Source organism: Qipengyuania sp. SM2512 (assembly GCF_054954005.1).
Genome location: NZ_CM143134.1, coordinates 670,703 through 692,164 on the forward strand (window position 1 = coordinate 670,703; position 21,462 = coordinate 692,164).

The following is a 21,462-nucleotide window of genomic DNA, read 5'->3' on the forward strand; positions in this document are numbered from 1 at the left end:
GCCATGGATCTCGACTACGGACCCGAATACGATATCTTCCGCCAGGAGGTGCGCGCGTTCATCGAAGAGCACCGCCATCTTGCGCCGCCTCCGGGTGATCGGGCAGCCCGCCCTTCGGCCGAGGCGATCGAATGGCAAAACCTGCTGATCGCGCACGGCTACACCGCACGGACAATTCCTTGCGAGTACGGCGGGTACGGAGCAGAGCCGGATATCCTCGAATCGCGCATCGTCGCAGAGGAGTTTTCGCGGGCCAGAATGCCGGGAGGGCTCGCCAACCAGGGAATATCGATGCTGGTGCCGACCCTGCTCGAACTCGGCTCCGAGGAACAGAAGCGGCGCTGGATCGAGCCCACCTTGAAGGGCGACGTGGTCTGGTGCCAGGGCTATTCCGAACCTGGCGCCGGGTCCGACCTCGCCAACCTGAAGACGAGCGCGCGAGTCGAGAATGGCGAGTTCGTCATCAACGGGCAGAAGATCTGGACCAGCACCGCAAGGCAGGCCGACATGATCTTTTGCCTGGTGCGGACCGAACCGGACGCACCCAAGCATGGCGGCATCTCCTACCTGATCTTTTCGATGGACACGCCGGGGATCGAGGTTCGCCCCCTGAAGACGATGACCGGCCATGCCGAGTTCAACGAGACGTTCTTTACCGATGTCCGCGTCCCGGTGGACCAGATCGTTGGCCAGCGGGGCCAGGGTTGGCTGGTCGCGAACGCGACTTTAGGTCACGAGCGGGGGATGCTGGGCGATCCCGACGCGCTGGAAAACAGGATGCAGGCGCTCATCGCGCTGATGCAGGACGAACGCACCGGTGAGGGGCGAGCGATCGACAATCCGGTCCTGCGCGACCGACTGGTCGCGCTTCAGGCAGAAGTGGCAGCAATGAAGTACAACGGCATGCGCGTCCTTTCCGATAGCCTGAAGGGAGAACCGGGCGGGATGGCCAAGCTGATTGTGAAGTTGCAAAGCTGCGAACTCGCCCATCAGATTTCCGCGCTGGCGATCGACGCCATGGGCGAGATGGGTATCCTTTATCACCACAGCCCTCGCGAACGCGATGGAGGAGCGTGGCAATGGAACTACATGTTCCAGCTCGGTCTCATCATCGGCGGCGGGACCGCCCAGATCCAGAAGAACATAATCGCCGAACGCGGCCTCGACATGCCGCGCGAGCCGAAGCCGGCAAGGATTGCGGCTGCGGGGCAGCAAACGACGGCCCCCGCACACCAGGCGCAGGGAGCAAACTGATGGACTTCGGACTTTCGCAGGATCAGCAGATGCTGCGTGACGCGGTTGCGCACTGCCTTCGGGACACCTGCCCGCTCGACCACGTTCGCTGGTGTGCGGAGCAGGAGAATCCGGCGAGCGACCGGGTGTTGGAGGCCCTCAACGTTCTGGGAGTCGGCGGAATGCTGGTCCCCGAAGAACATGGCGGCCTCGGCATGACCTTGCTTGATGCGACGGTAGTAGCGGAGCAGCTTGGCTTTGCGGTCGCGCCGGTACCGTTTCTCGCCAGTCAGGTTCTTGCACCGATCGCCTTGCGCGAGGCGGGTAGCAAGGAGCAAAAAGCGCGCTGGCTGCCCAAGATCGCGCGCGGGGAGGTGCGCGTCGGTGTCGCGATCTCCGAAACGGTAGAAACGCGGGACGGTTCGGGTGTTTCCTCCGCTGCCGGAAAGCTCACCGGCACTGCCCTGTTCTGCCTCGATTTCAAAGGCGCCGACGCCTATATCGTGGCCGACGCAAAAGGCAGGCTACACCTCGTCGACGCCGAAGCATCTGGGCTGACGACTATCTCGTTGACCACAATTGATCGCACCCGAAGCGTCGGGGAATTACGTTTTTACGGTGCCGAGGCGGAGCCGCTTGCTGACGATGGCGGAGTTGCAACTTCCCGGCTGCGCGATGCGGGCCGTGTGATCCTGGCGGCAGACAGCCTGGGCGCGGGCGAGGCCATGATCCAGAAGGCCGTCGCTTATGCCGGTCAGCGCGAACAGTTTGGTCGCCTCATCGGCAGTTTCCAGGCGGTCAAGCATATGTGCGCCGAGATGGCCGCACGGCACGAACCGTGTCGTTCGCTGGTCTGGTTCGCCGCCCACACCTTCGACGCGATGCCGAATGAGGCATCGCTGGTCGCCTGCCAAGCGAAGTCCCACACGGCCGAAGTTCATCGATTCGTCGCCCGCACGTCCACCGAAGTACATGGCGGAATGGGCTTCACCGATCTGCTTGGCCTGCACTACTTCTTCAAGCGGATCGGGTTCGACCGACAGGTCCTTGGCGGGCCGGAAACGGTGCGGGCCGAGGCAGCGGTGCTTCAAGGCTGGACCAAAGCCGCCTGATAAGTTTTACCGGGAGGCGAGCGCGCCAGATCCGCCAGCCCGTACGGAGAGGAGAACTGATGTGATCGAATGGAATCTCGGCGACATTCTCGACGCGATCGAGCCAGCCATGCCAGAGGATGCGCCGGCCCTGATCCATGGTGAGCGGATGGTCACATGGCCCGAAATGTCCGCGCGTTCGAACAATGTTGCGCGCGCGCTGCGTAAACGCGGAGCCGATGATGGCGCCAAGGTCGCTTTCTATATGCGTAACCGCCCCGAATACGGCGAGTTGATGGCGGCCTGCTTCAAGGGTCGCTTGACCCATGTAAACATCAATTACCGCTACCAGGCCGATGAAGTTCTATACATCTTCGACGATTCCGACAGCGAGGTGATCGTCTACAGTTCGGAGTTCAGAGACTGCATCGTCGCGCTCAAGGAGCGCTTAAGCAAGGTTCACACCTTCGTGGAAATTGGCGACGCTTCGCATATCGCGCCGTTTGCGGTTCCCTATGAGACCCTTGCGCAGGAAGGCGACGGATCGGCGCTCGGCATCGAACGTTCGCCCGGCGATCTTCTTTTCATCTATACTGGCGGGACTACCGGCATGCCCAAGGGGGTGATGTGGCGGCATGATGACATGCGCAAGGCGCAGCTGGATGCGCAGAAGCTGATCGGCCCGGTGCCCCAAACGCTCGAAGAAAATGTCGCGCTGATCCGGAGCGAAGGACCGGGTCGGCGAACCCTTCCCGCCTGCCCGCTTATGCACGGGACAGGCTTCATCACCGCGATCGGCACGCTTATGTCGGGAGGCGCCATCGTCACGCTGGGTGATCCGTCATTCGATGCTGTGGAAATGTGGGAAACCGTTAACAGGCACAAGGTGGAAAGCATCGCGATCGTGGGTGACGCCTTTGCCAAGCCCATGCTTCGCGCGCTCGATGAACACCCAGGCCGCTGGGATACCACCAGCCTCGTGACCATAATCTCGTCGGGTGTGATGTGGAGCAAGGAGGTCAAGGCCGAGCTCTGCAGGCATATTCCTCAGGTGGTCTTGATGGACAGCTTCGGCGCGTCTGAGGGGCTTGGTTTCGGCCTCTCGGTCACCACCGCGCAAGGAGGCACCAATACGGCCAAGTTCGGCATCGGTGAATTCTGCGATGTGTTCGATGAACAGGACCGGAAAGTGGAGCCGGGAAGCGGGGTGCCGGGGTTTATTGCTCGCAAGGGTGCAATTCCCGCCGGATATTACAAGGATACCGAGAAGTCAGCGAAGACGTTCCGTACCATCGATGGCGTGCGCTACTCCATTCCGGGGGACTGGTGCACCGTAGAGGCCGATGGCAGCCTCACCTTGCTGGGTCGTGGCAGCGTATGCATCAACACCGCTGGCGAGAAGGTTTACCCCGAAGAGGTCGAGGAGATCCTCAAGACCCACCCCGCCATCGGTGACGCGCTGGTCGTCGGCGTCCCACACGACAAATGGGGCCAGGCCGTTACCGCAGTCGTCCATCTCACCGACGCCACTCTGTTCGACGAGCACGCGGTCAGGGCCCATGTCCGAAAGCAATTGGCAGGCTACAAGACGCCAAAGTCCATCCATCCGACAAAAACCCCCCTGCGCGCATCGAACGGCAAACCAGATTATGGCACCGCGAAATCGATCGCCGAAAAGGCGGTCCTCGGGGCGTGACCGAGCGCACACCTCCCGATTACGACGCCGTGGTTGTCGGCGCCGGCTTCAGCGGCATCTACCTCCTGCACAAGCTGCGCGAAGCCGGGTTCAACGTGGTGCTTGTCGACGCGGCGGCTGAGCCGGGCGGGATCTGGTACTGGAACCGCTACCCTGGCGCTCGCGTGGATTCTCAGGTTCCGTTGTACGAATTTTCGCTGCCCGAGCTATGGAGATCATGGTCCTGGAGCGAGCGCTTTCCCGGGTGGGAAGAGCTGAGAGCCTATTTTCGGCATGTCTGCGATACGCTGAAGCTTTGGCCGCTGATGCGGATGGGATCGAGGGTCGAAAGCGCCGATTTTGATGCGGGGCCGGGACTATGGAATCTACAGCTTGAGGGCGGGCAATCGGTATCGACTCGCTTCCTTTTACCCGCCCTCGGTTTCGCGTCGAAGCCGTATATCCCCGACATTCCGGGCATTGAGGATTTGGCAGGCGAATGGTGCCATACGGCGCACTGGCCGCAGCAAGGCATCGATCTGAATGGTCGCAAGGTTGCTGTGATCGGAACGGGTGCGAGCGGTGTGCAGGTCGCCCAGGAAGCGGCGAAATGTGCGCGAACGCTGACCCTGTTCCAGAGAACCCCTATCCTGGCCCTGCCCATGCGGCAGGAGATCCTGTCCAAGAAAGTTCAGGAGCGCGAAAAGCAGGGCTACCCCGCAATTTTCGAACAGCGCCGGCTGACAAGCGGTGGATTTGAAGCCCAGTCGCTTGAAGTCTCTGCTTTGGAGGTCGACGAAGCGACGCGCAATGCCCACTTCGAAGCCCTCTGGCAGCGCGGCGGGCTGGGGTTCTGGTACGCCAACTTCGCCGACCTGCTTACTGATCGCAAAGCCAATCGGCATGCGTACGATTTCTGGCGCGACAAGGTTCGCGCACGCATCACAGACTCCGACCTGGCCGAGAAACTCGCGCCTTTCGCGCCCCCTCATCCATTCGGCACCAAGCGCCCTTCGCTAGAACAGGACTATTACGAGATTTTCGCCCAAGACAATGTTTCACTCGTCGATCTCGGGGCGAATCCGATCACCGGCATCGAGGCGCACGCCATCAAAACCCAAGACGGCGAGGTCGAATGCGACCTCATCATTTTCGCCACCGGCTTCGACGCCGGGCGCGGCGGGTTGATCGACATGAACATCGCCGGGACTGGCGGCCGTGGACTTTCGCGAGCATGGGAAGATGGCTTGCGCGCCTATCTGGGAATGGCGGTATCGGGGTTTCCCAACATGCTGTTCGCTTACGGCCCGCTAAGCCCTTCGGGCTTTTCCAACGGCCCGACGAGCGCCGAGATTCAGGGTGACTGGATCTGCGATTTCATGGTCTGGCTGCGCGATGAAGGGTTCGACCGTTTCGAGGCCGATCCGCAGGCAGAGGCAGCGTGGACCGAAATGGTCGCGCAGGCCGGCGCGATGACACTCTTCCCCGAAGCGGACTCTTGGTACATGGGCGCGAACATTCCCGGCAAGAAACGACAGCTTATCAATTTCCCCAGCGTATCGATTTACGCAGCAAGCTGCGAAGAGGTGGCGCGCGATGGCTACCGCGGCTTCGCTACCAGCAAATTTGCCAATGAGGGCTGCATAATCTGATGAATAAGACGGTCCGAACAGATACTCTTTCAGCCGACATCGATCCAGTCTGGGCGGGAGATGGTTCACATCTGCCAGAATGGTTCGTAGCGGCTCTCAACGTTCCACGCGAGGAAGGCTTCGTCGAGATCAACGGCGCAAGGACACGTTACTTCCGCTGGGGCGATCGCGCCAAGCCCAAGGTTTTGATGAGTCACGGCTTCCTCGCCCATGCGCGTTGCTTTGCATTCATCGCGCCGTTTCTCGCGGAAGACTACGATGTGGTGGCGTTCGATCTCGCGGGAATGGGCGACAGCGAAATGCGCGGGCGAGCCGATCTGGAGGGAAGGGGACGGGAGTTCGCCGAGATGGCCGAGGCGCTGGATTTGTTCGAGGGCGGCCAGAAACCTACAATCGTCGCGCACAGTTTCGGCGCAGGAGCCGCGTTGACCGCTGTGACCCAATCGCCGGAGGCCTTTTGCGGGGTGGTGGTCTGCGATCTGATGATCATGCGGCCCGAGCTTCTCGAGCAATACTGGAACCTTAGACGGTCGAGCCCTGGCTCCGGCGACCCCGATAAGCCTAAAAACCGTTACCCGAGCTACCAAACGGCACGAACGCGATACATCCTTTCTCCGCCCCAGTCAGTCGGCGAGCCATTCCTGCTGGACTACATGGCATATCACTCCCTGCGTCAGGATGGCGACGGATGGACCTGGAAGTTCTCGCCTGAGGTCTTTCGGAGGAGCAACAAACCGGACGAATGGCTCACGGTTGGACAGCGCCTGGTGAGCGCCCCGGGCCGCAAGGCCATCGTACATGGGGAGAGTAGCCAGCTCTTCACAAGGGACTCGGCGGAATACATCCGCGAACTTGGTGGCGCTAATATTCCCATAATTGCCATTCCTGAGGCCCGACACCACCTGATGCTCGACCAGCCATTGGCATTCGTAACCGCGTTGCGGTCTGTTCTGGCTCTTTGGAACAACTAGCGGCCGATCGGTGGTTCCAGTGAGTTGTCGGGTCAACGTAGGAGACAAGAACCCGGCGAATTGGAGATTGATGCCCTCGGTCGGCGGAACGGATTACGACCTCAACCATAGGTTCGAAAACGGCGACCCCGCAGGTTTGGTCGCTGTCAAGGCTGGGCTGGTGGGGAATAATCCCCGGACGGTGGGCGTGCCCAAACAGATAAGGAATTGCAAATGCAAATTGCCACTCGAAAGCTCGGCTCGCAGGGCCTTCAGGTCTCTGCCCTCGGCCTGGGCTGCATGGGCATGTCGGAATTTTATGGAAGTGTGGACCAGACGGAGGCGGTCGCGACGATCCACCGCGCCCTCGATCTGGGAGTCACCTTTCTGGACACGGCCGACATGTACGGCCCTTTCACCAACGAGGTTCTAGTCGGCAAAGCCATAGCGGAACGGCGTGAGGAGGTAGTGCTGGCGACCAAGTTCGCCAACGTGCGCGGCGAGAATGGCGAATTTCTCGGTATTCGCGGAGACGCGGACTACGTGCGCCAGTCTTGCGATGCCTCGTTGAAGCGCCTCGGAGTCGACTATATCGACCTATATTATCAGCACCGCGTCGATCCGAACACACCGATCGAGGATACGGTGGGCGCGATGGCCGAACTGGTCAAAGGCGGGGAAAGTCCGATATCTGGGCCTATCCGAGGCCGCACCCGACAAAATTCGCCGCGCGCATGCGGTTTACCCGATTTCGGAACTTCAGACCGAATATTCGCTCTGGAGTCGCGACCCGGAAGATGAGATTTTACCCACAATACGTGAACTCGGCATCGGTTTTGTTCCTTACAGCCCGCTGGGGCGAGGTTTCTTTACCGGACAGATTCGCCGTATCGAGGACCTGGACGAGGATGACTACCGCCGCACCGGGCCGCGCTTCCAGGGGGAAAACTTCCAGAAGAACCTCGATCTTGTGTTTGAGGTGGAGGCAACGGCCCGTGAGAAGGGCTGCACTCCCGCCCAGTTGGCACTCGCGTGGCTTCTGGCACAGGGCCAGGACATCGTGCCGATTCCCGGGACAAGGAAGCGTACGCGGCTCGAGGAAAATGTGAAAGCGATGGACGTCCGGATCACGACCGATGATCGCTCGCGGATTGACAGGATCTTCCCTCCCGAAGCGGCCGCGGGCACTGGCCATGCGGCGCTCCAGATGCAGGCGTTGAACGGCTGAGCCGCATTCGACGGTGGCCGATTGACCTCGGACGGAGGGGTGCTTCTGCTGGCGCGGGCCGAACGCGCGATGGGAATTTGTCAGCGGCTTGCTGACTGCATTGCCGACCGGCGCGACTCTGGCCGAGTGCGCATCGCTTGGAGCCGCTTCGCGATCCCGTAGCAGTTCGTGCATCCGGCGCTAATGATCGAGCATCCGGCGACTGAATTCCAAGTGGCGTCCGTCCATTCAATCTGCGTTTCAGCCATGCCGGTTTCGCTGCATCGTCCCGGCGTGGATTCGTGCGCTGATCACCTGTCGCGCGGCTCTTACGTCGATTGGAACATGATGGGAATCAACAGAATAGAGCGGTTTCCACACGATCTGACTCGACGGGGATTGAACGAACCCGCTGACGCGGGAGAGACGTGAGTATTGGTCGGAATGGCCTCCTGATGAGTTGGTTTGGTTGCTTGGACCAACCCTCAACCAGGAGACCACCCCATGGCTGATACCACAACAGCGGTGAGTCCGCTGCGCCGCCGTATGATCGACGACATGATGTTGCGCAACTTGTCGCCCGCCACCCAGCGTTCCTACCTTCACGCCGTCACGAAGTTCAGTCGCCATTTCGGACGCTCACCGGATCGGGTTGGGCTGGAGGATGTCCGGGCATTTCAGGTCTATCTCGTGTCGCAGGGGATTTCCTGGCCATCGCTGAACCAGACCGTGTGCGCATTGCGCTTTTTCTATGGCGTGACGTTAAACCGGGGCGAGACACCTGAGCGGATCGCCTATGCGCGCACGCCTCGCAAGCTGCCGGCGATCTTGAGCCCTGACGAGGTGGTACGCTTTCTTGAAGCGGTGCCGTCCTTGAAGTCGCGTGCCGCGCTGACCACTGCCTATGCCGCGGGACTGCGCGTATCGGAGGCGGTGAGCCTGAAGGTCGGCGATATCGACAGCAACCGGATGCTGCTGCAGGTTCGCCACGGCAAGGGCGCCAGGGATCGCACGGTTATGCTCTCGGCCCAGTTGCTCGATATCCTGAGGACGTATTAGCGCCTGACGCGCCCGACTGGCTGGTTATTTCCCCGCCGGGGCGAGAGGCCGATCAACGTGACTGTGCTCCATTCGGCTTGCCGGTCAGCCACCAAGGCGGCTGGATTGACCAAGAAGGTCAGCGTGCACACGCTGCGCCACAGCTTCGCCACCCATCTGCTCGAGAGCGGCGTCGATATCCGCATCATCCAGGTGCTGTTAGGGCACAACAGTCTCTCGACGACTGCGCGCTACACCCAGGTTGCCACGACTACGATCGCTGCAGCGCAGGCCCGTTTGATCGTTTGACCCCTGAGGTGGTGCCGCCCGCCTGAGCCGCGATCATGCGTTCCGATCTGGAAGTGGCGGATATTTTCCGCCTCCATGGCCATGCCTATGCGCAAGCCCATGACGGCCATCTTGGCCGCATCGAGCGGCGCGTCATGTCGGCGATCGAGCTGTGCCGAACCGCTGCGCTTGGGGGTCATGTCGAGACCTGCGAGGACTGCGCGCATGTTCGCGTCGCTTACAACTCTTGCCTTATGGGCATTTCCAGTAATGGGGAGTTGGTATGCCAGCCAGGCCATTTTTCCGTGAATTGCCGCGCATTTTGTCTACATAACAGCGCACTCCTGTGCCTCCGTCGGCGCGGCAATTGATGGCCGCGCACAAACGGAGACGATCATGTTGGAGACCTACTTTTCTGCGCCGAAGATGCTGGAACTTCTGCGCAGCGGGCCGTGCGGGCCATACCTCGATGGCTTCGCCACTGCACTCGAACGGCAGGGCTACGCCGCCGAGACGGCCGTGCGTTATCTGCGGGCGGCAGCTCATATCGGCCATGTAACGGCTGAGCGCGATGCAAGCGTCAGCGACATCGATTTGGAGGCGTTCGAACAGCATCTGCGAACGTGCCGATGCCCGCGCGCCAAGGGAGGGCGGCGCAATCACCACACCGTTTACGGCGCAAGGCTTTTCCGTCGTCACCTCGAAGAAATAAGCGTGTGCAAACCCGCAGCCGCGGCGATCCGGTCTGTCGAACCGCCGTTGGTTGCAGGCTTTAGAACCTGGCTAAGCAAACATCGCGGGGCATCCGATGCGACGATAGGGCTCTACGCGCGCGATGCAGTCAGTATCATGGCAGAACTCGAAACGGACCCGATGTGAGTCCCGCCGATATCCGCGGCTACGTCATGAAGCGCGCGAGCATATGCGGGCGCGGCACCATCGAGAAGATGACCACGAGCCTACGGGCATTTTTGCGCTACCTTGCCGTTCAAGGGCACTGCCGGGCCGGTCTCGACTATGCCGTTCCGGCCTACGCCCATTGGCAGCTTGCCGAGATGCCGCGATATCTCTCGGGCGAACAGCTCAGCCGGTTGATCGCTGCCTGCGATGGTGACGCCAGCGCGCGTCGGCGCGATCGCGCCATCGTACTCCTGTTGGCTCGCCTCGGCCTGCGGGCCGGCGACGTGGCGCAGCTCCGTCTCATCGATATCGAGTGGCAGGCGGGTTCGCTGCGGGTGACGGGCAAGTCGCGCCATGAGGTTCGCTTGCCGCTGCCCCAGGAGGTCGGGGATGCGATCGCGGCCTATCTTGAATACCGACCGTCGTGCTGTCGAAGCGATCGCGTGTTCCTGAGCACGATCGCGCCGAGCCGTCCGTTCCTGAACGGTGACGGCGTCTCGTCGGTGGTCAGGCGTATTATGAAGCGGGCTGGCGTCGTGACGCCCATCAAGGGTGCGCACGCCCTGCGGCACACCGCAGCGACCGAGATGCTGCGCCATTGGGTACCACTCGACAAGATCGGCTTGGTCGTCCGGCATAGGGGCATCGACACGACGGCCCACTACGCCAAAGCCGATGTCACTCTTCTGAAGCAGGTGGCGCAGCCTTGGCCGGAGGCACTCTGATGCTGGAAACCATCGAGACCTATCTCGCACTGCGCCGCGCCACTGGCTTTGCGATGTCGAATGCCGAGCACCTGCTCAAGAGCTTTGGCGCCTGGGCGGCCGAGCGCGGGCACGCGTATGTCCACACGCAAACAGCCATCGACTGGGCCGCGCTCGGACCGTCCATTGCGCAACGCGATGCTCGACTGAAGACCGTTTGCCGCTTCGCGCGCCATATCCGCATCGAAGACCTTCGGCACGAGCTGCCCCCGGCCAATCACTTCGGCGCCCGCAAACGGCGTCGACCGCCGCACATTTACTCGGGCACAGAGATTGGTCGCCTGATCGAAGCTGCCGGCCGACTGCGACCTCAAGGATGCCTGCGCTCGCTGACGTACGCGACCTTGATCGCTCTGCTCGCGGCTACGGGGCTGCGCATCTCCGAAGCACTCAAGCTCACGTTCACGGATGTAACTAGCGACGGTCTGCTGATCCGCGAGACCAAGTTCCGCAAGACCCGTCTCGTGCCATTGCATGAGACGGCGGCGGCAGGCTTGCAAGGTTACCTGGATCGTCGCGGACCCGGCTCGGGAGATGATCCCGTGTTCGCCAACATGCATGGCCGGCCACTGCGCTACATTGCAGTCAAAGAAACCTTCGACAGGCTGGTAGGCAAAGTTGGCATCCGGTCAACGTCGGGGTTGCGTCCTCGGCTGCACGATCTGCGGCACACCTTCACGATGCGGGCGCTACAAGGCAGTCCGTCGAGCCGAACCGGATGCGGTGCGCATATGGTCGCGCTCGCGACGTATATGGGAGACGTCAACATCTACTCCACCTACTGGTGCCTGGAAGCAGCCGCTGACCTTGTGCGCGACATAGCCGCGTCGGGAGAAGCGTTCTTGTCAGAGGGAGCGCAAGCATGACGCCGATCGCTCCCCTCATCGAAACGTTCATGCGCGAAACACTTGTCCATCAGCGGGGCGCCAGCCGCCACACGTGCGATTCCTATGCCCAGAGCTTCCAACTACTGTTCGAGTTCGCCGCTGCAAGGCTCAAGAGTAAACCATCCAAGCTGATGTTGGAGCAGATCGACTCCGGATTGGTCAGCGCCTTCCTCGAGCATCTCGAGGATAAGCGCAAGAATGCCGCCGTGACGCGAAATGTTCGTCTGGCAGCCACCAAGTCGTTCTTCCGCTTCCTCGAATACCGGCAACCGGCAGCGCTCGATCAAGTTCGCCGCGTGCTGGCGATTCCGTTCAAGAAGACGGACACGCGTCTCGTTCCCTGTCTGCTGCGCGAAGAGCTGCAAGCGCTGCTCAATGCTCCGGATCCGACTACGCGCGACGGCATCCGCGACCGAGCCATGCTGCATGTGGCCGTGTGTGCAGGATTGCGCGTCTCGGAACTGACAAGTCTGAAGGTCGACGATATCGACATATCGTCGATGAGCATACGCGTTGTTGGTAAGGGCAGGCGGGAACGAGTGCTGCCGCTGTGGAAGCCGGCGGCCACCGCACTGCGCACCTGGCTCGCCATTCGCGGAAAGGTGGCGACACCCGAAGTGTTCATTAGCGCCCGTGGTGAACCTCTGAGCCGATGGGGCTTTGCCTATCTGCTCAAGCAGCACGCCGCGGTGGCGGCTCACCAACAGCAAGGTCTCGCCAAAAAGCGCGTCTCGCCTCATGTACTCAGGCACACCTGCGCGATGATCATCCTGCAGGCGACACAAGACATCCGGAAAGTATCGCTATGGCTCGGCCATGCTACATTGACGACCACCGAGGTCTATACGCGCGGCGATCCGACCGAAAAGCTCGAAGCCATGGAAGCGATTGTGCCACCGCATCTGCGGCGCGGAACGTTCCAACCGATCGACAAGCTGATGGCATTGCTAAAGAGCACTTCGTAATGGTGAGTTGAGCAGGCGGCGAAATGTGTGAAAGAGCCACCAGATCGCCGCCAACTCCCCATTACCGGAAATGCCCATAAGGCAAGAGTTGTAGGCGATCCGCCAATGGCCGCAGTCGGTGCAGGCCTCGACGTGCCCGCCAAGGGCAGCGGTGCGGCAATGCTCGATCGCCGACATGACCTTCAGCTGATGCAAGCTCAGATGTCCCGCGTGGGCGGTCCGGTACGCAGGGCCGGCAGCGCGGAAAACGTCGGCGACCTCGTGGCCGGTGCGCACCGGCTCAACCGGGAGGCGCCTCCGGTTCGGGTAGGAACAGGCCAAGCTTGTCGAGCGGGCTGGTCACCGCACGCACCGTGCGCGTTGCCACTCTCGTGTAGAACGCGGTGTTCTCCAGCTTGGCATGGCCGAGCAGCGCCTGGATGATGCGGATATCGATGCCGTCCTCGAGCAGGTGCGTTGCGAAGCTGTGTCGCAGCGTGTGCGGGCTGACGCGCTTGGCGATTCCGGTCGACTGGGCGGCTTCGGCCACGACACGGTGGAGCTGCTTGGTTGAGATCGGCTTCAGCGCGTGCTGGCCGGGGAACAGCCAACCATCGGAGTGCATCACGCCCTGTTCGTGGCCCAGTCTCCACCACTGACGCAGGAGCTTCAGCAGGTCCGCCGGGAGCATCGCGTTGCGGTACTGCCCGCCTTTGCCGCGCTCGACCCTCAGCAGCATCCGCTCGCTGTCGATATCGCGCACCTTGAGCATCGAGACCTCGGCGACGCGTAGGCCCGCACCATAGGCGACCGACAGCGCAGCCTGTTGCTTCAGGCAGGTGGTCGCGTTCAGCAGGCGCGTCACCTCGTCGCGGCTCAGCACCACCGGCAGCTTGCGGATCTGCTTCATGCGCACCAGACGGCGGGCGAGGTCGGGCCCGTCAAGTGTGTGGGTAAAGAAGAAGCGTAGCGCCGCGATGATGCTGTTCATGGTGGGTACCGGCATCCCGACTTTGCGCTGCTCGACCTGGAAGCGGCGCAGATCTTCGGCGGTTGCGGTATCGGGGGGTGTCCGAGAAAAGTGGCGAACCGCCCGACATCGCGCACATAATTGCGCTGCGTCTCGCGGCTGAAGTGCCGCATGTTCATGTCGTCGATCAGGCGCTGGCGCAGCGGGCTGAGGGGCGCGGCGGGGGCAACAGGAATAAGCTCGTTCATCGTTCGACTCCTTGGTTGAAGGAGCCGAAATGCTCTGCCAATGTGCGACTTTGCTCAATCCATGCGCGGCGCTCGCTGTTTACCTTCGCCTCACCGGCAGCTCCCATCCGCGAAGCGGTTCGTGCGTCGGCCCATTAGCTGACCTCGGTATTGCTTCACGGAGCGTCCACTCGCGCGGCGCACGCTATATGATGGACGGCCGGGTCTTGGGTCACGGTTAGTGAGGCGGGAATACTTCGGATCGGCCCGTCCTGCGGATCGGAGCGTGATTTTCCTTTTCCGATTTCGCACATCCACGCGATTGGCGTGCCCGCGTTACTCATTCTCGTCAACTCATCCTACAAGGTATCATCGACCTTAGGGAGAAGAAGAATGTCCGGAGAGAACGAAGAGAAACCGAAGCGGCCGCAACGCCGTAGGCAGACGGCGGGCGAGAAGGAAGCGATTAGGCTCAAAGCCTTGCGTGAAAAATTCGGAGGCAGCGCGATCGACCCCGACGAGCCAGTTCTTTCGCCAGGTTTTCCGTATCGCGCCATTGCCTACGCATTCAAAGATGCGCAACAAATCCATGCCAAGCCGACCAAGCGGTTCAATCCGAAGGCGATAGCCGAACGAGTCGCAGCGGCCTGTTCTCTTACCGACGAGCAGAAAGAGGAACTCCAACGCTGGCTGCAGTGGGTGAAAGACCGCCGGTATATCACGCGCGATGGCTATCAGTCTCCGGTGCTGCAATGGCTCTTGAGCAAACCGACGATGAATTCCAGTTGGCCGGGCGATGCTGACGGCGGCTGGAGCGCGCGGGTTGATGATGAGTACGGTCGACGCCTAGCGGCGAAGCGCGATAAACCGGACATTAAACGAGGGGCCGAGAATGCGGCGGTGGCCTCGCCTCCCGATCATGCGACCGACTTTGTGCGATTAGACGCTCATGGAACTGGGGCGACCCAGAACTACCGGGCTGATGCAGAGTCTGCCCCAGAGCTGACGCGGCGGTCCTTTCATTCCGAGCAACCGTCCAGCTCCCATAAGGCGCAGGCCGAACCTACGGACGCCCTTCGGCGCCCTGCATTTCCCTCCAGCGCGTTTCGCAAAGGCGAAACGCTTGCGAACAACTTTTTCGGAGCCCTGAGGGACGCGCCCGACGCCGAGCTCGTCGCTAGGGCAACAGATCTGTCCAACGATGCAGATGCAACGCGCGAGGCCATGGCGCGCAGCGCCGATGTCGCGCGTTGCATCAAACTTGTCTTCGACCAAATCGGGCTCCCGCTGCCGGAGGCAAATCCGTGAAACGGGGCCAGTTTTTTCTACAGGATGGGTGTGGGTGCCCCACACGTTTCGCCATCGTGTCGCTGAAGCTCCGTGACGGCGTTTCTTATGACGCCCGCGCAACGGGCGAAGGGAGGTTTGGCCATGGCCGTTAGGAAGGTTCCAGCCCCATCAAAGAATCCCGTAAAGCGTCCCTATATCAAGTTTTACGTAACCGCCGAGCAGAAAGCGCAGATCCAGCGAGAGGTGCCCGACAAAGGGGTCGGACAGTATTGCCGGGATCGGATTTTCTATCCTTCGGGCTTGCGCGACGTAGCGATCGATGTCGGCGCGAGACTGCTGGCAATGGCGGCGCGTGAGAAGTGTTTCGGCGACGCGCTTGCCGCGCTTGAAATGCGGCTGGACGATGATTTGGCGCGCGCACAAGACATCCATGACGATGACCCGGAGCACGCGCTTCTAGGCTTGCTCGCGAGGCAGCGGCATGGGGAACTGGTTGAACTAATCGAGGACGCCAGAACGACCATTAGCGCCTTGCTGGATGAGGCGTGCAAGCTGCGCGGCCTGCTCGCGCAGCGGCAGGAACAGTCCCGCTTGGTTCCGATGGTCGAGAAGCGGGAGAGCCGCTGATGGTTATCAATATTTGGCGATACGATAGCGGACTCAATGGCGTTGCCAGCCCGAAGCTGAAGCAGGACCTCGCTTTCTCGACGTCACTCTCGCGAGCGCGATACATCTTCGACATCCAGTTGAGCGCCGAGGACATTGCGGTGATGGGGAAGGTCAAACCGGTCGGCGACTATGTGAACACAGACAGCGCCGAGGGGCACCGGATAGAAGGACGGCACGCCTACAACCTTGTCTCCGAGGATCCGGAAGGCCAGTCGCAGGAGATCGCAATCTACGGCGCGCGCGCCGGCCTGAAACGCTTCTGGCATATAGCCGTCAGCAGCCGCGAGGGCGAGCATCTGACGCCAGAGCAACTCGAACATGTCCGTTTGGTCGTTTGCCGCGTCATGGGCGTCGAGGACTGCCCTTCAGTATGGGCCGACCATCGCGACACCGACAACGATCACATGCATGGCTTGGTGGTCAGCTTCCTGGCGGGAGAAGACCGGCCGGTCACGTTCGGTCAGGACTGGTGGAAAGAAGCCGGTCAGATCGCCATGGCGATCATCGAGCGCGACTTGGGTCTCGAGCCCGAACCCAATCGCCGGTTCGTTGCGGATCGAACCGGGGTGTATCACACCTTTTCGGACATCAAGGTTGCGGACGAGAACGGCAAGATTCTCGGTCGTTCCGAGATCGTTGCCGCCCAGAAAGCCCACAAGGCTTGGAAGCGGGACAATTACGCTGCGCATATGGAGCAGTCCGGCGAGGAGTGGGAGATGGAACGGGCCGTCCAAGTCCTGGCCACGCCTCGCATCATGAAGTCGGATACCGCAGAGCAGATGCATGAAAGCCTCGCGCGGGTCGGGCTGAAATACGTTTCTGGCCAAAGCGGTGCGCGGATTGTTGCCAACGACTATCTTCCTGAAGCGGGGCAGCACGCACAAGGGCAGTCCATCGCGGCAGGCAAGGCCTACAGCAACGCAACGCTAAAAAAATTGGGCAACCGTCTAGAAGGCGGATACCTGCCCGCCGCTCCCGGTCTCGCGGTTCGCAAATTCGTGATGCCGCGGTTCGAGAAGCTGACCAATGAGGAGCGTGATCGCTTCGCCGATCGACGAGCAGAGATCGAGGAGTGCAAGGAACTCGCCGACCATCTCGAAAAACACAACGCACATTTCTATCGCAGGATGAGGGACGTCGAGAAGGGCAATAACGTCAACGAGCGGCGGGCTCAGCGCCGCCGGTCTCATGAAAGGGAAGTGGCCAAGGTCAAGATGCTGGAGAAATCCGTGTCGAAGCCCTTCAGGGATTCTCGCGTCTTCCCCGAAGAGACAGGAGATACGCTGGCACTTCTCTGGGGGCCGCCTGCCGGTAAATCTTCGCCGAGCAAAACGCTGCGGGAAGATGAGGAGCGGCGCGAACTTGAAGATCGCTACCGGATCGAAGCGACCGAGGAGGCCCGGAAGTTCTGGTATGGCGAAGAGCTCGCCTTTGTCGAGCGGCTGCGGACGATCGAGATCGTGTCGCAAAAGCGCAGGGCGCGGATCGACGCGCTCAAGCTCGCTAGGCATCGCTTCATGCGCCTGCGGTTCGCTTCGACGCAGAAAATCCGAAAGGGACTCGCAAGGATTGCAGCCGAACTAAAGATTGCGCTCGAGAAAGGACCGTTGAAGAAACTCGCCAAGGCGCATTTCCGATCGGCCTGCGCAGGTTCGGCCCGTAGCATTGTCGCATCAAGTCGCGCTTATCACGACACCTACGGCGATCGAAAAGGGAACCGGTCGAGCGTCCACGGCGAACGCCACTGGCGCGGCGAGCGCATGCGCGCCTTTGTTGAACCCGGTCATCCGTTGCACACTGGCAAACTCCTCACGGACTATGTTCTAGACGTGCAAAATTCCAGTCTGGGCGCGAATGCGGCCGACCCAACGCTCGAAACACGGCGTATGCTTGCCAATGAAATCGACCACGACAAGCTCTGGTTGGCGCCATCGCGTTATCGTGCGTCCCACGAAGGGCTTCACTGGCGTTTCCTCGACGATCGCGTTCTGGTCGAGGCTTTCGGGGACAAGCCCCATCGGCTTCTTGACCCTGCTGTCCAGCGGGATCTTGCGGCGATAGAGGCGATCCAGATCGAGCGCCGGCGATGGATCGCAGCCGCAATCGTCGCTGGAGCCGCTTCGATCGAGGAGGGCGAACTCAAGGTTTTGGGAAGCAACGCTTCATGGGCAGCAGCCTTTTGGGAAGCTCAGCGGTCCGATCCGACATTCCTGCGCCTGATCGCCGTTGCACGGGCGAGGCCGGACAGGTTTGCGTATAACGAGAACGCGCGACCTGGAGAGCTGAGCCGAATTCACGCGCTTTGGAACAAGGACCCACAACTTGCCAAGGCCATTGGGCGTCAGATGCACGCCTACGAGCGGGCCAATACCGCCATCGCCATAGGTAATCGATCGCCCGTGAATCCCGCGATTATGCCGTCGAAAAATGCCGTTCCCGAGTTGGCATCGGATATGGCTTCCCGCACGGCGACCTCGACCCCCCGTCCGGCTGCCAGGAAAGATCGGAGTCTCCGGGAACAATCGCGACGACCTGGTCCTCCCCGTCCAAACGGTTTCGAACGATGACCGCGATCATCCTCCTCATCCTCGGGATCCGGCTCGCCGTAGCATACGAAGATCGTAATCGCGCGGTCGTCGTGCGTACTCGCTTCGCTTCCTATCAGTACCGGCTTTTGCCCGTCCTTCCGACATCGCATCATCGACAATGCCCAATTCGCTGCCTTCGCTGCAGAGCAAGCATTCGAGCGAGTGAGAAAACCGCCGATCTTTCCCGATAAGTGCCGGCCGCAATGAGCATCCGGCTGACGAAGGATATCAACCGGCGAACCCAGCGACATTCGCTGCTTTCGCTGGAGCTGACAGGAAAGATACGAAATCATGCTCAAGAAGGAAGATTGGAAGACCCAGCCCGTTGTTGATGCGATCGCCAATCGGTTGTTGAGAGAGGCCGGAGGCGATCTCCACCAGGTGCATGGGAACGCCGTTGCCACCGCGCTCGGTATGCCAAAAGGCAATCAGTCGATCTACGCCAAGGTAAACGACTGGAAGAAGCGCATGGAGGCGCAGGGCATTCAGCACGTTCGGCGAGCGCCCGCTGGCCTGCGAGAAGAACTCGAAGAGCGGTTGCGCGCCGGTGTCGAGGACATGGTTCGTGTCGCGCTGGAGCTCACCGGGAAGACTATCGACGGGGAGCGTCAGCGCAGCGATCAGACTGAGACCGCGCTGTGCGAGAAGATCGCTCTCCTTGAAGGCGAGCTCGACCACGAACGCGAGGCTCGCGTGCAGGCGGGCGGTAAGGCCGAGACGATGGCGCAGGACCTTGTAGAACTCGCCCGAAAGGCGGCGGCCGAAAAGGCGCGCGCGGATCTCGCCGAAGCACGGCTCGACGAAATCCGCATTCAGCACGATGCCCTGCTCGGCAGGTTGGGCATGGCGTCCGTTCGAAGCGAGCGCGCGCAGGGGACGCACGCATGCAAGGAGGATGAAGAGTGCTCCATCGACATGTCGCGATACGACTACGAAGAGTAGCACGTCCTCGTGAACGGTATTCAGCGGGGCGGCCGAGAGGCCGCCCCTTTTTTATATCCGCAACAGGAAAACATGACCGCCAGCGCGGCGTCATGCGAACGATGAAAAGACTGGAGTGGAGGCCTGTCGGGTGAACCGGCAGGGTGAAGGGAAAATGAGTGTAAACGCTCAAGCTCCCGCCTCGCCGGTTCGGCAACGAACCGAAAGGCATAAATATGAATACCGATCATCTGAACCCAGACCACGACGCTACCGCACGGCATCTCGAAAACGACGAGAATTTTCGAGTCCTGCGTGCGGTGCCAAAACCTTTCAGCGACATGCCTGGCAATGGCGCTCCGCCGGATGGGAAATGCGTCTGCATAATCGACCTGGAAACTACGGGTCTCGACCCTGATCGAGACAAGATCATCGAACTCGCTCTGATGATGGTTTTCGTGAACGACGACGGTGAGGTTGTTGGCCACTTCGGGCCGCTCTCCTGGAAGGAAGATCCGGGCGTCCCGCTGGACCCCGAAATCACGATGCTAACCGGCCTCGCCAATCAGCATCTTACCGGCCACGAAATTCCCGACGCGATGGTTGCGGGAATGCTCGACCGTGCTGACCTGGTGGTCGCTCACAATTGCCAATTCGAAGTAGCGTGGTTGGAGCGGCGCTACCCTTCGATCGCCGCCAAGCCGTGGGCATGTTCCATGCGCGATATCCCGTGGCTCAAACTTGGCCTTGATGGACGTGCGCAGACCGCCTTGTTGATGCAGCATGGTTGGTTCTCCGGCGCGCACCGGGCCGCGGAGGATGTGTGGTCGCTATTCTGGCTCCTGCGCGAGAGCCGCACCGGCCGGCTGAAGGGGCCGTCGCGCACTCATCTCCAGCGCCTGCTTGAAGCCGCCGACCGTACAACGATCATGGTCGAGGCGAGGGGGGCTCCGTTCAGCGCCAAGGATCGCCTCAAAGGCCGAGGATATCACTGGCATCAAGGTCCCCCGAAATTCTGGGCGAAAGAGCTTGATCCGCTTGCGGTCGAACACGAGCAGACCTGGTTCCAGATCGAAGGCATTCCGGCGCCCGTTTTGCGCACAGTAAGCGCTTGCGAGCGGCACCGCTGATACTCAGTGGTCCGACGTTTATTTCCCTCCCAACAATCCACTCCGAGGCCCGCCCCGTTGGCGGGGCTTTGCGTAGGCAGAGGTATTATAATCATGATTATGAAAGACGAAGCAATCGCCGAGCTCGAGCGCGAGGCTTATTTGTTTGCCACCCGCAAGCGTGAGGGCCAAGTCCGACAGCCGCTCACCTTGTTCGTTTTCGATGTCGAGTTCTCCTGGGACCGCAATGCGCATGCAGGGTATGTCGGCGCCGAGGGATCGTCGAACGAAAAGGGGGATCCGCGTTGGCCCTTCGACCGGATCGCCGCAGCGTCTTGGCTCACACTGGAGTTCAGGCCGAACTCGGACTTGCCTGAGATCACGAAGCCCACCGTTCTCACCTGCGACGCCCTTGATGAGCGAACCATCGTCTCTCGTCTGTTTGACGCGCTCGGAACCGAGCCGGATGCCATCGTGACCACATGGGGCGGAGAGGCACGGGATTTTGCTGTCCTGCGTTCCGCGGCGGCACGGTACGGACTGGTACTCCCGCCTCAGCTGCGCGAGGTTTCGCCTTTCACGCCGCTTCGCCTCGACCTGCGTGCGGCAACCGGGGTTGAGGCTGCCCGGGTTCACCTTCCCGAATACTGCGCAGGCGCGGGTATCCCGTCCAAGCCTAGTCCGAGCAAATCGATCGGGAAACTCGTCGAGGCAGAATGCTGGGACCTGGTTGCTGATCAGGTACTGGCGGATGTGCTCGCAACCTCGGTGGTCGCGATCCGTCATCTCGCGGCTCATGGGAGAGTTACCTGCGACCAGCCGACAGCCATCATGTTGCTCGCTGAAGAAGCTCTGCGCGCTCTGCCTAAAAGCACTTTCATAACGAACTCTTTCAAGCCTTGGGCGCGTGCAAAACACAGTGCCGCCCGCTTGCGCGGGGCCGTCTATCGTTTGCCGGAAGCAGCATAACTCCGGCGAGTTTTTTTCGAGCGGAAGAAGAGGAGGAAAATATGACCTAACCGCGACATGATAAGCGGCCCTGGCACGGGCCGCCATCTT

At 61.1% G+C, this 21,462-nt stretch carries 19 protein-coding genes and 5 pseudogenes; 21 read left to right on the forward strand and 3 right to left on the reverse strand.

Going from position 1 to position 21,462, the window contains the following annotated elements; all coding sequences use genetic code 11:
• Positions 1 to 3: 3 nt before the first annotated feature.
• From ACQ5J0_RS03445 to ACQ5J0_RS03480, 8 genes and pseudogenes are all read left to right on the forward strand, one after another.
• Positions 4 to 1,254, forward strand: coding sequence for an acyl-CoA dehydrogenase family protein (locus tag ACQ5J0_RS03445; RefSeq protein ID WP_462569127.1), 1,251 nt, complete (start codon positions 4 to 6; stop codon positions 1,252 to 1,254).
• Complete coding sequence (locus ACQ5J0_RS03450) at positions 1,254 to 2,345, forward strand: acyl-CoA dehydrogenase family protein (protein ID WP_462569128.1); 1,092 nt, start codon at positions 1,254 to 1,256, stop codon at positions 2,343 to 2,345. Before ACQ5J0_RS03445 ends, ACQ5J0_RS03450 begins: the two co-directional genes overlap by 1 nt.
• Before the next feature lie 61 nt (positions 2,346 to 2,406).
• Positions 2,407 to 4,020: an acyl-CoA synthetase gene (locus tag ACQ5J0_RS03455; RefSeq protein WP_462569129.1), complete on the forward strand. Its 1,614-nt coding sequence runs from the start codon at positions 2,407 to 2,409 to the stop codon at positions 4,018 to 4,020.
• The gene (locus ACQ5J0_RS03460; protein WP_462569130.1) at positions 4,017 to 5,651 is read left to right on the forward strand and encodes a flavin-containing monooxygenase; all 1,635 of its coding nucleotides are present in this window, start codon (positions 4,017 to 4,019) and stop codon (positions 5,649 to 5,651) included. Before ACQ5J0_RS03455 ends, ACQ5J0_RS03460 begins: the two co-directional genes overlap by 4 nt.
• Positions 5,651 to 6,622, forward strand: coding sequence for an alpha/beta fold hydrolase (locus ACQ5J0_RS03465; protein ID WP_462569131.1), 972 nt, complete (start codon positions 5,651 to 5,653; stop codon positions 6,620 to 6,622). Before ACQ5J0_RS03460 ends, ACQ5J0_RS03465 begins: the two co-directional genes overlap by 1 nt.
• Positions 6,623 to 6,835: 213 nt before the next feature.
• Entirely contained in the window at positions 6,836 to 7,402 is a 567-nt protein-coding gene (locus ACQ5J0_RS03470) for an aldo/keto reductase (RefSeq protein ID WP_462569132.1), read from the forward strand.
• Positions 7,323 to 7,829: an aldo/keto reductase gene (locus tag ACQ5J0_RS03475; RefSeq protein ID WP_462570048.1), complete on the forward strand. Its 507-nt coding sequence runs from the start codon at positions 7,323 to 7,325 to the stop codon at positions 7,827 to 7,829. Before ACQ5J0_RS03470 ends, ACQ5J0_RS03475 begins: the two co-directional genes overlap by 80 nt.
• Positions 7,830 to 7,958 (forward strand): annotated as a pseudogene (locus ACQ5J0_RS03480) (transposase); the annotation flags it as partial.
• Here ACQ5J0_RS03480 and ACQ5J0_RS03485 read toward each other — a convergent pair.
• Entirely contained in the window at positions 7,910 to 8,077 is a 168-nt protein-coding gene (locus tag ACQ5J0_RS03485; protein ID WP_462569133.1) for a DUF5131 family protein, read from the reverse strand. The pseudogene ACQ5J0_RS03480 and the gene ACQ5J0_RS03485 overlap by 49 nt on opposite strands.
• On the opposite strand from ACQ5J0_RS03485, the gene ACQ5J0_RS03490 reads away from it, so the two are divergent.
• From ACQ5J0_RS03490 to ACQ5J0_RS03520, 7 genes and pseudogenes are all read left to right on the forward strand, one after another.
• Positions 8,013 to 8,240: a hypothetical protein gene (locus ACQ5J0_RS03490; protein ID WP_462570160.1), complete on the forward strand. Its 228-nt coding sequence runs from the start codon at positions 8,013 to 8,015 to the stop codon at positions 8,238 to 8,240. The genes ACQ5J0_RS03485 and ACQ5J0_RS03490 overlap by 65 nt on opposite strands.
• Positions 8,241 to 8,369: 129 nt before the next feature.
• A pseudogene (locus ACQ5J0_RS03495) lies at positions 8,370 to 9,155 on the forward strand (tyrosine-type recombinase/integrase).
• Between the two features lie 35 nt (positions 9,156 to 9,190).
• Positions 9,191 to 9,385: pseudogene (locus tag ACQ5J0_RS03500) on the forward strand (transposase zinc-binding domain-containing protein); the annotation flags it as partial.
• Between the two features lie 145 nt (positions 9,386 to 9,530).
• Positions 9,531 to 10,013 carry a hypothetical protein gene (locus tag ACQ5J0_RS03505; protein WP_462569134.1) on the forward strand — a complete coding sequence of 161 codons (483 nt, stop codon included), beginning with the start codon at positions 9,531 to 9,533 and terminating at the stop codon, positions 10,011 to 10,013.
• Positions 10,010 to 10,759, forward strand: a complete 750-nt coding sequence (locus tag ACQ5J0_RS03510) for a tyrosine-type recombinase/integrase (protein WP_462569135.1) — start codon at positions 10,010 to 10,012, stop codon at positions 10,757 to 10,759. Before ACQ5J0_RS03505 ends, ACQ5J0_RS03510 begins: the two co-directional genes overlap by 4 nt.
• On the forward strand, positions 10,759 to 11,664 hold the full coding sequence (locus ACQ5J0_RS03515) for a tyrosine-type recombinase/integrase (protein ID WP_462569136.1): 906 nt from the start codon (positions 10,759 to 10,761) through the stop codon (positions 11,662 to 11,664). Before ACQ5J0_RS03510 ends, ACQ5J0_RS03515 begins: the two co-directional genes overlap by 1 nt.
• Positions 11,661 to 12,650, forward strand: coding sequence for a tyrosine-type recombinase/integrase (locus ACQ5J0_RS03520; protein ID WP_462569137.1), 990 nt, complete (start codon positions 11,661 to 11,663; stop codon positions 12,648 to 12,650). The genes ACQ5J0_RS03515 and ACQ5J0_RS03520 overlap by 4 nt, the downstream gene beginning before the upstream one ends.
• An 81-nt stretch (positions 12,651 to 12,731) precedes the next feature.
• On the opposite strand, the pseudogene ACQ5J0_RS03525 reads toward ACQ5J0_RS03520, so the two are convergent.
• A pseudogene (locus ACQ5J0_RS03525) lies at positions 12,732 to 12,926 on the reverse strand (transposase zinc-binding domain-containing protein); the annotation flags it as partial.
• Positions 12,927 to 12,930: 4 nt separating this feature from the next.
• Positions 12,931 to 13,847 (reverse strand): annotated as a pseudogene (locus ACQ5J0_RS03530) (tyrosine-type recombinase/integrase).
• 372 nt (positions 13,848 to 14,219) lie between these two features.
• Here ACQ5J0_RS03530 and ACQ5J0_RS03535 point away from each other — a divergent pair.
• The 6 genes from ACQ5J0_RS03535 to ACQ5J0_RS03560 all read left to right on the forward strand — a co-directional run bounded on the left by ACQ5J0_RS03535 (position 14,220) and on the right by ACQ5J0_RS03560 (position 21,372).
• Positions 14,220 to 15,134 carry a hypothetical protein gene (locus ACQ5J0_RS03535; protein WP_462569138.1) on the forward strand — a complete coding sequence of 305 codons (915 nt, stop codon included), beginning with the start codon at positions 14,220 to 14,222 and terminating at the stop codon, positions 15,132 to 15,134.
• 123 nt (positions 15,135 to 15,257) lie between these two features.
• Complete coding sequence (locus tag ACQ5J0_RS03540) at positions 15,258 to 15,743, forward strand: hypothetical protein (RefSeq protein ID WP_462569139.1); 486 nt, start codon at positions 15,258 to 15,260, stop codon at positions 15,741 to 15,743.
• Positions 15,743 to 18,352 (forward strand): relaxase/mobilization nuclease domain-containing protein, encoded by a 2,610-nt coding sequence (locus tag ACQ5J0_RS03545; protein ID WP_462569140.1) that lies wholly within the window; start codon positions 15,743 to 15,745, stop codon positions 18,350 to 18,352. The genes ACQ5J0_RS03540 and ACQ5J0_RS03545 overlap by 1 nt, the downstream gene beginning before the upstream one ends.
• Positions 18,353 to 18,664: 312 nt before the next feature.
• Entirely contained in the window at positions 18,665 to 19,315 is a 651-nt protein-coding gene (locus tag ACQ5J0_RS03550; protein ID WP_462569141.1) for a hypothetical protein, read from the forward strand.
• Positions 19,316 to 19,530: 215 nt separating this feature from the next.
• Entirely contained in the window at positions 19,531 to 20,424 is an 894-nt protein-coding gene (locus tag ACQ5J0_RS03555; protein WP_462569142.1) for a 3'-5' exonuclease, read from the forward strand.
• A 93-nt stretch (positions 20,425 to 20,517) separates the two neighbouring features.
• Positions 20,518 to 21,372, forward strand: a complete 855-nt coding sequence (locus ACQ5J0_RS03560) for a 3'-5' exonuclease family protein (protein ID WP_462569143.1) — start codon at positions 20,518 to 20,520, stop codon at positions 21,370 to 21,372.
• The last annotated feature ends 90 nt before the right edge of the window (positions 21,373 to 21,462 follow it).

What these genes read in the sequence shown, in the direction of transcription:
- ACQ5J0_RS03535 (WP_462569138.1), top strand. Translation starts at nt 14,220, where the DNA reads ATGTCCGGAGAGAACGAAGAGAAACCGAAGCGGCCGCAACGCCGTAGG.
- ACQ5J0_RS03560 (WP_462569143.1), top strand. Translation starts at nt 20,518, where the DNA reads ATGATTATGAAAGACGAAGCAATCGCCGAGCTCGAGCGCGAGGCTTAT.
- ACQ5J0_RS03485 (WP_462569133.1), bottom strand. Translation starts at nt 8,077, where the DNA reads ATGGCTGAAACGCAGATTGAATGGACGGACGCCACTTGGAATTCAGTC.
- ACQ5J0_RS03520 (WP_462569137.1), top strand. Translation starts at nt 11,661, where the DNA reads ATGACGCCGATCGCTCCCCTCATCGAAACGTTCATGCGCGAAACACTT.
- ACQ5J0_RS03540 (WP_462569139.1), top strand. Translation starts at nt 15,258, where the DNA reads ATGGCCGTTAGGAAGGTTCCAGCCCCATCAAAGAATCCCGTAAAGCGT.
- ACQ5J0_RS03490 (WP_462570160.1), top strand. Translation starts at nt 8,013, where the DNA reads ATGATCGAGCATCCGGCGACTGAATTCCAAGTGGCGTCCGTCCATTCA.
- ACQ5J0_RS03465 (WP_462569131.1), top strand. Translation starts at nt 5,651, where the DNA reads ATGAATAAGACGGTCCGAACAGATACTCTTTCAGCCGACATCGATCCA.
- ACQ5J0_RS03445 (WP_462569127.1), top strand. Translation starts at nt 4, where the DNA reads ATGGATCTCGACTACGGACCCGAATACGATATCTTCCGCCAGGAGGTG.
- ACQ5J0_RS03470 (WP_462569132.1), top strand. Translation starts at nt 6,836, where the DNA reads ATGCAAATTGCCACTCGAAAGCTCGGCTCGCAGGGCCTTCAGGTCTCT.
- ACQ5J0_RS03515 (WP_462569136.1), top strand. Translation starts at nt 10,759, where the DNA reads ATGCTGGAAACCATCGAGACCTATCTCGCACTGCGCCGCGCCACTGGC.
- ACQ5J0_RS03450 (WP_462569128.1), top strand. Translation starts at nt 1,254, where the DNA reads ATGGACTTCGGACTTTCGCAGGATCAGCAGATGCTGCGTGACGCGGTT.
- ACQ5J0_RS03545 (WP_462569140.1), top strand. Translation starts at nt 15,743, where the DNA reads ATGGTTATCAATATTTGGCGATACGATAGCGGACTCAATGGCGTTGCC.
- ACQ5J0_RS03550 (WP_462569141.1), top strand. Translation starts at nt 18,665, where the DNA reads ATGCTCAAGAAGGAAGATTGGAAGACCCAGCCCGTTGTTGATGCGATC.
- ACQ5J0_RS03505 (WP_462569134.1), top strand. Translation starts at nt 9,531, where the DNA reads ATGTTGGAGACCTACTTTTCTGCGCCGAAGATGCTGGAACTTCTGCGC.
- ACQ5J0_RS03555 (WP_462569142.1), top strand. Translation starts at nt 19,531, where the DNA reads ATGAATACCGATCATCTGAACCCAGACCACGACGCTACCGCACGGCAT.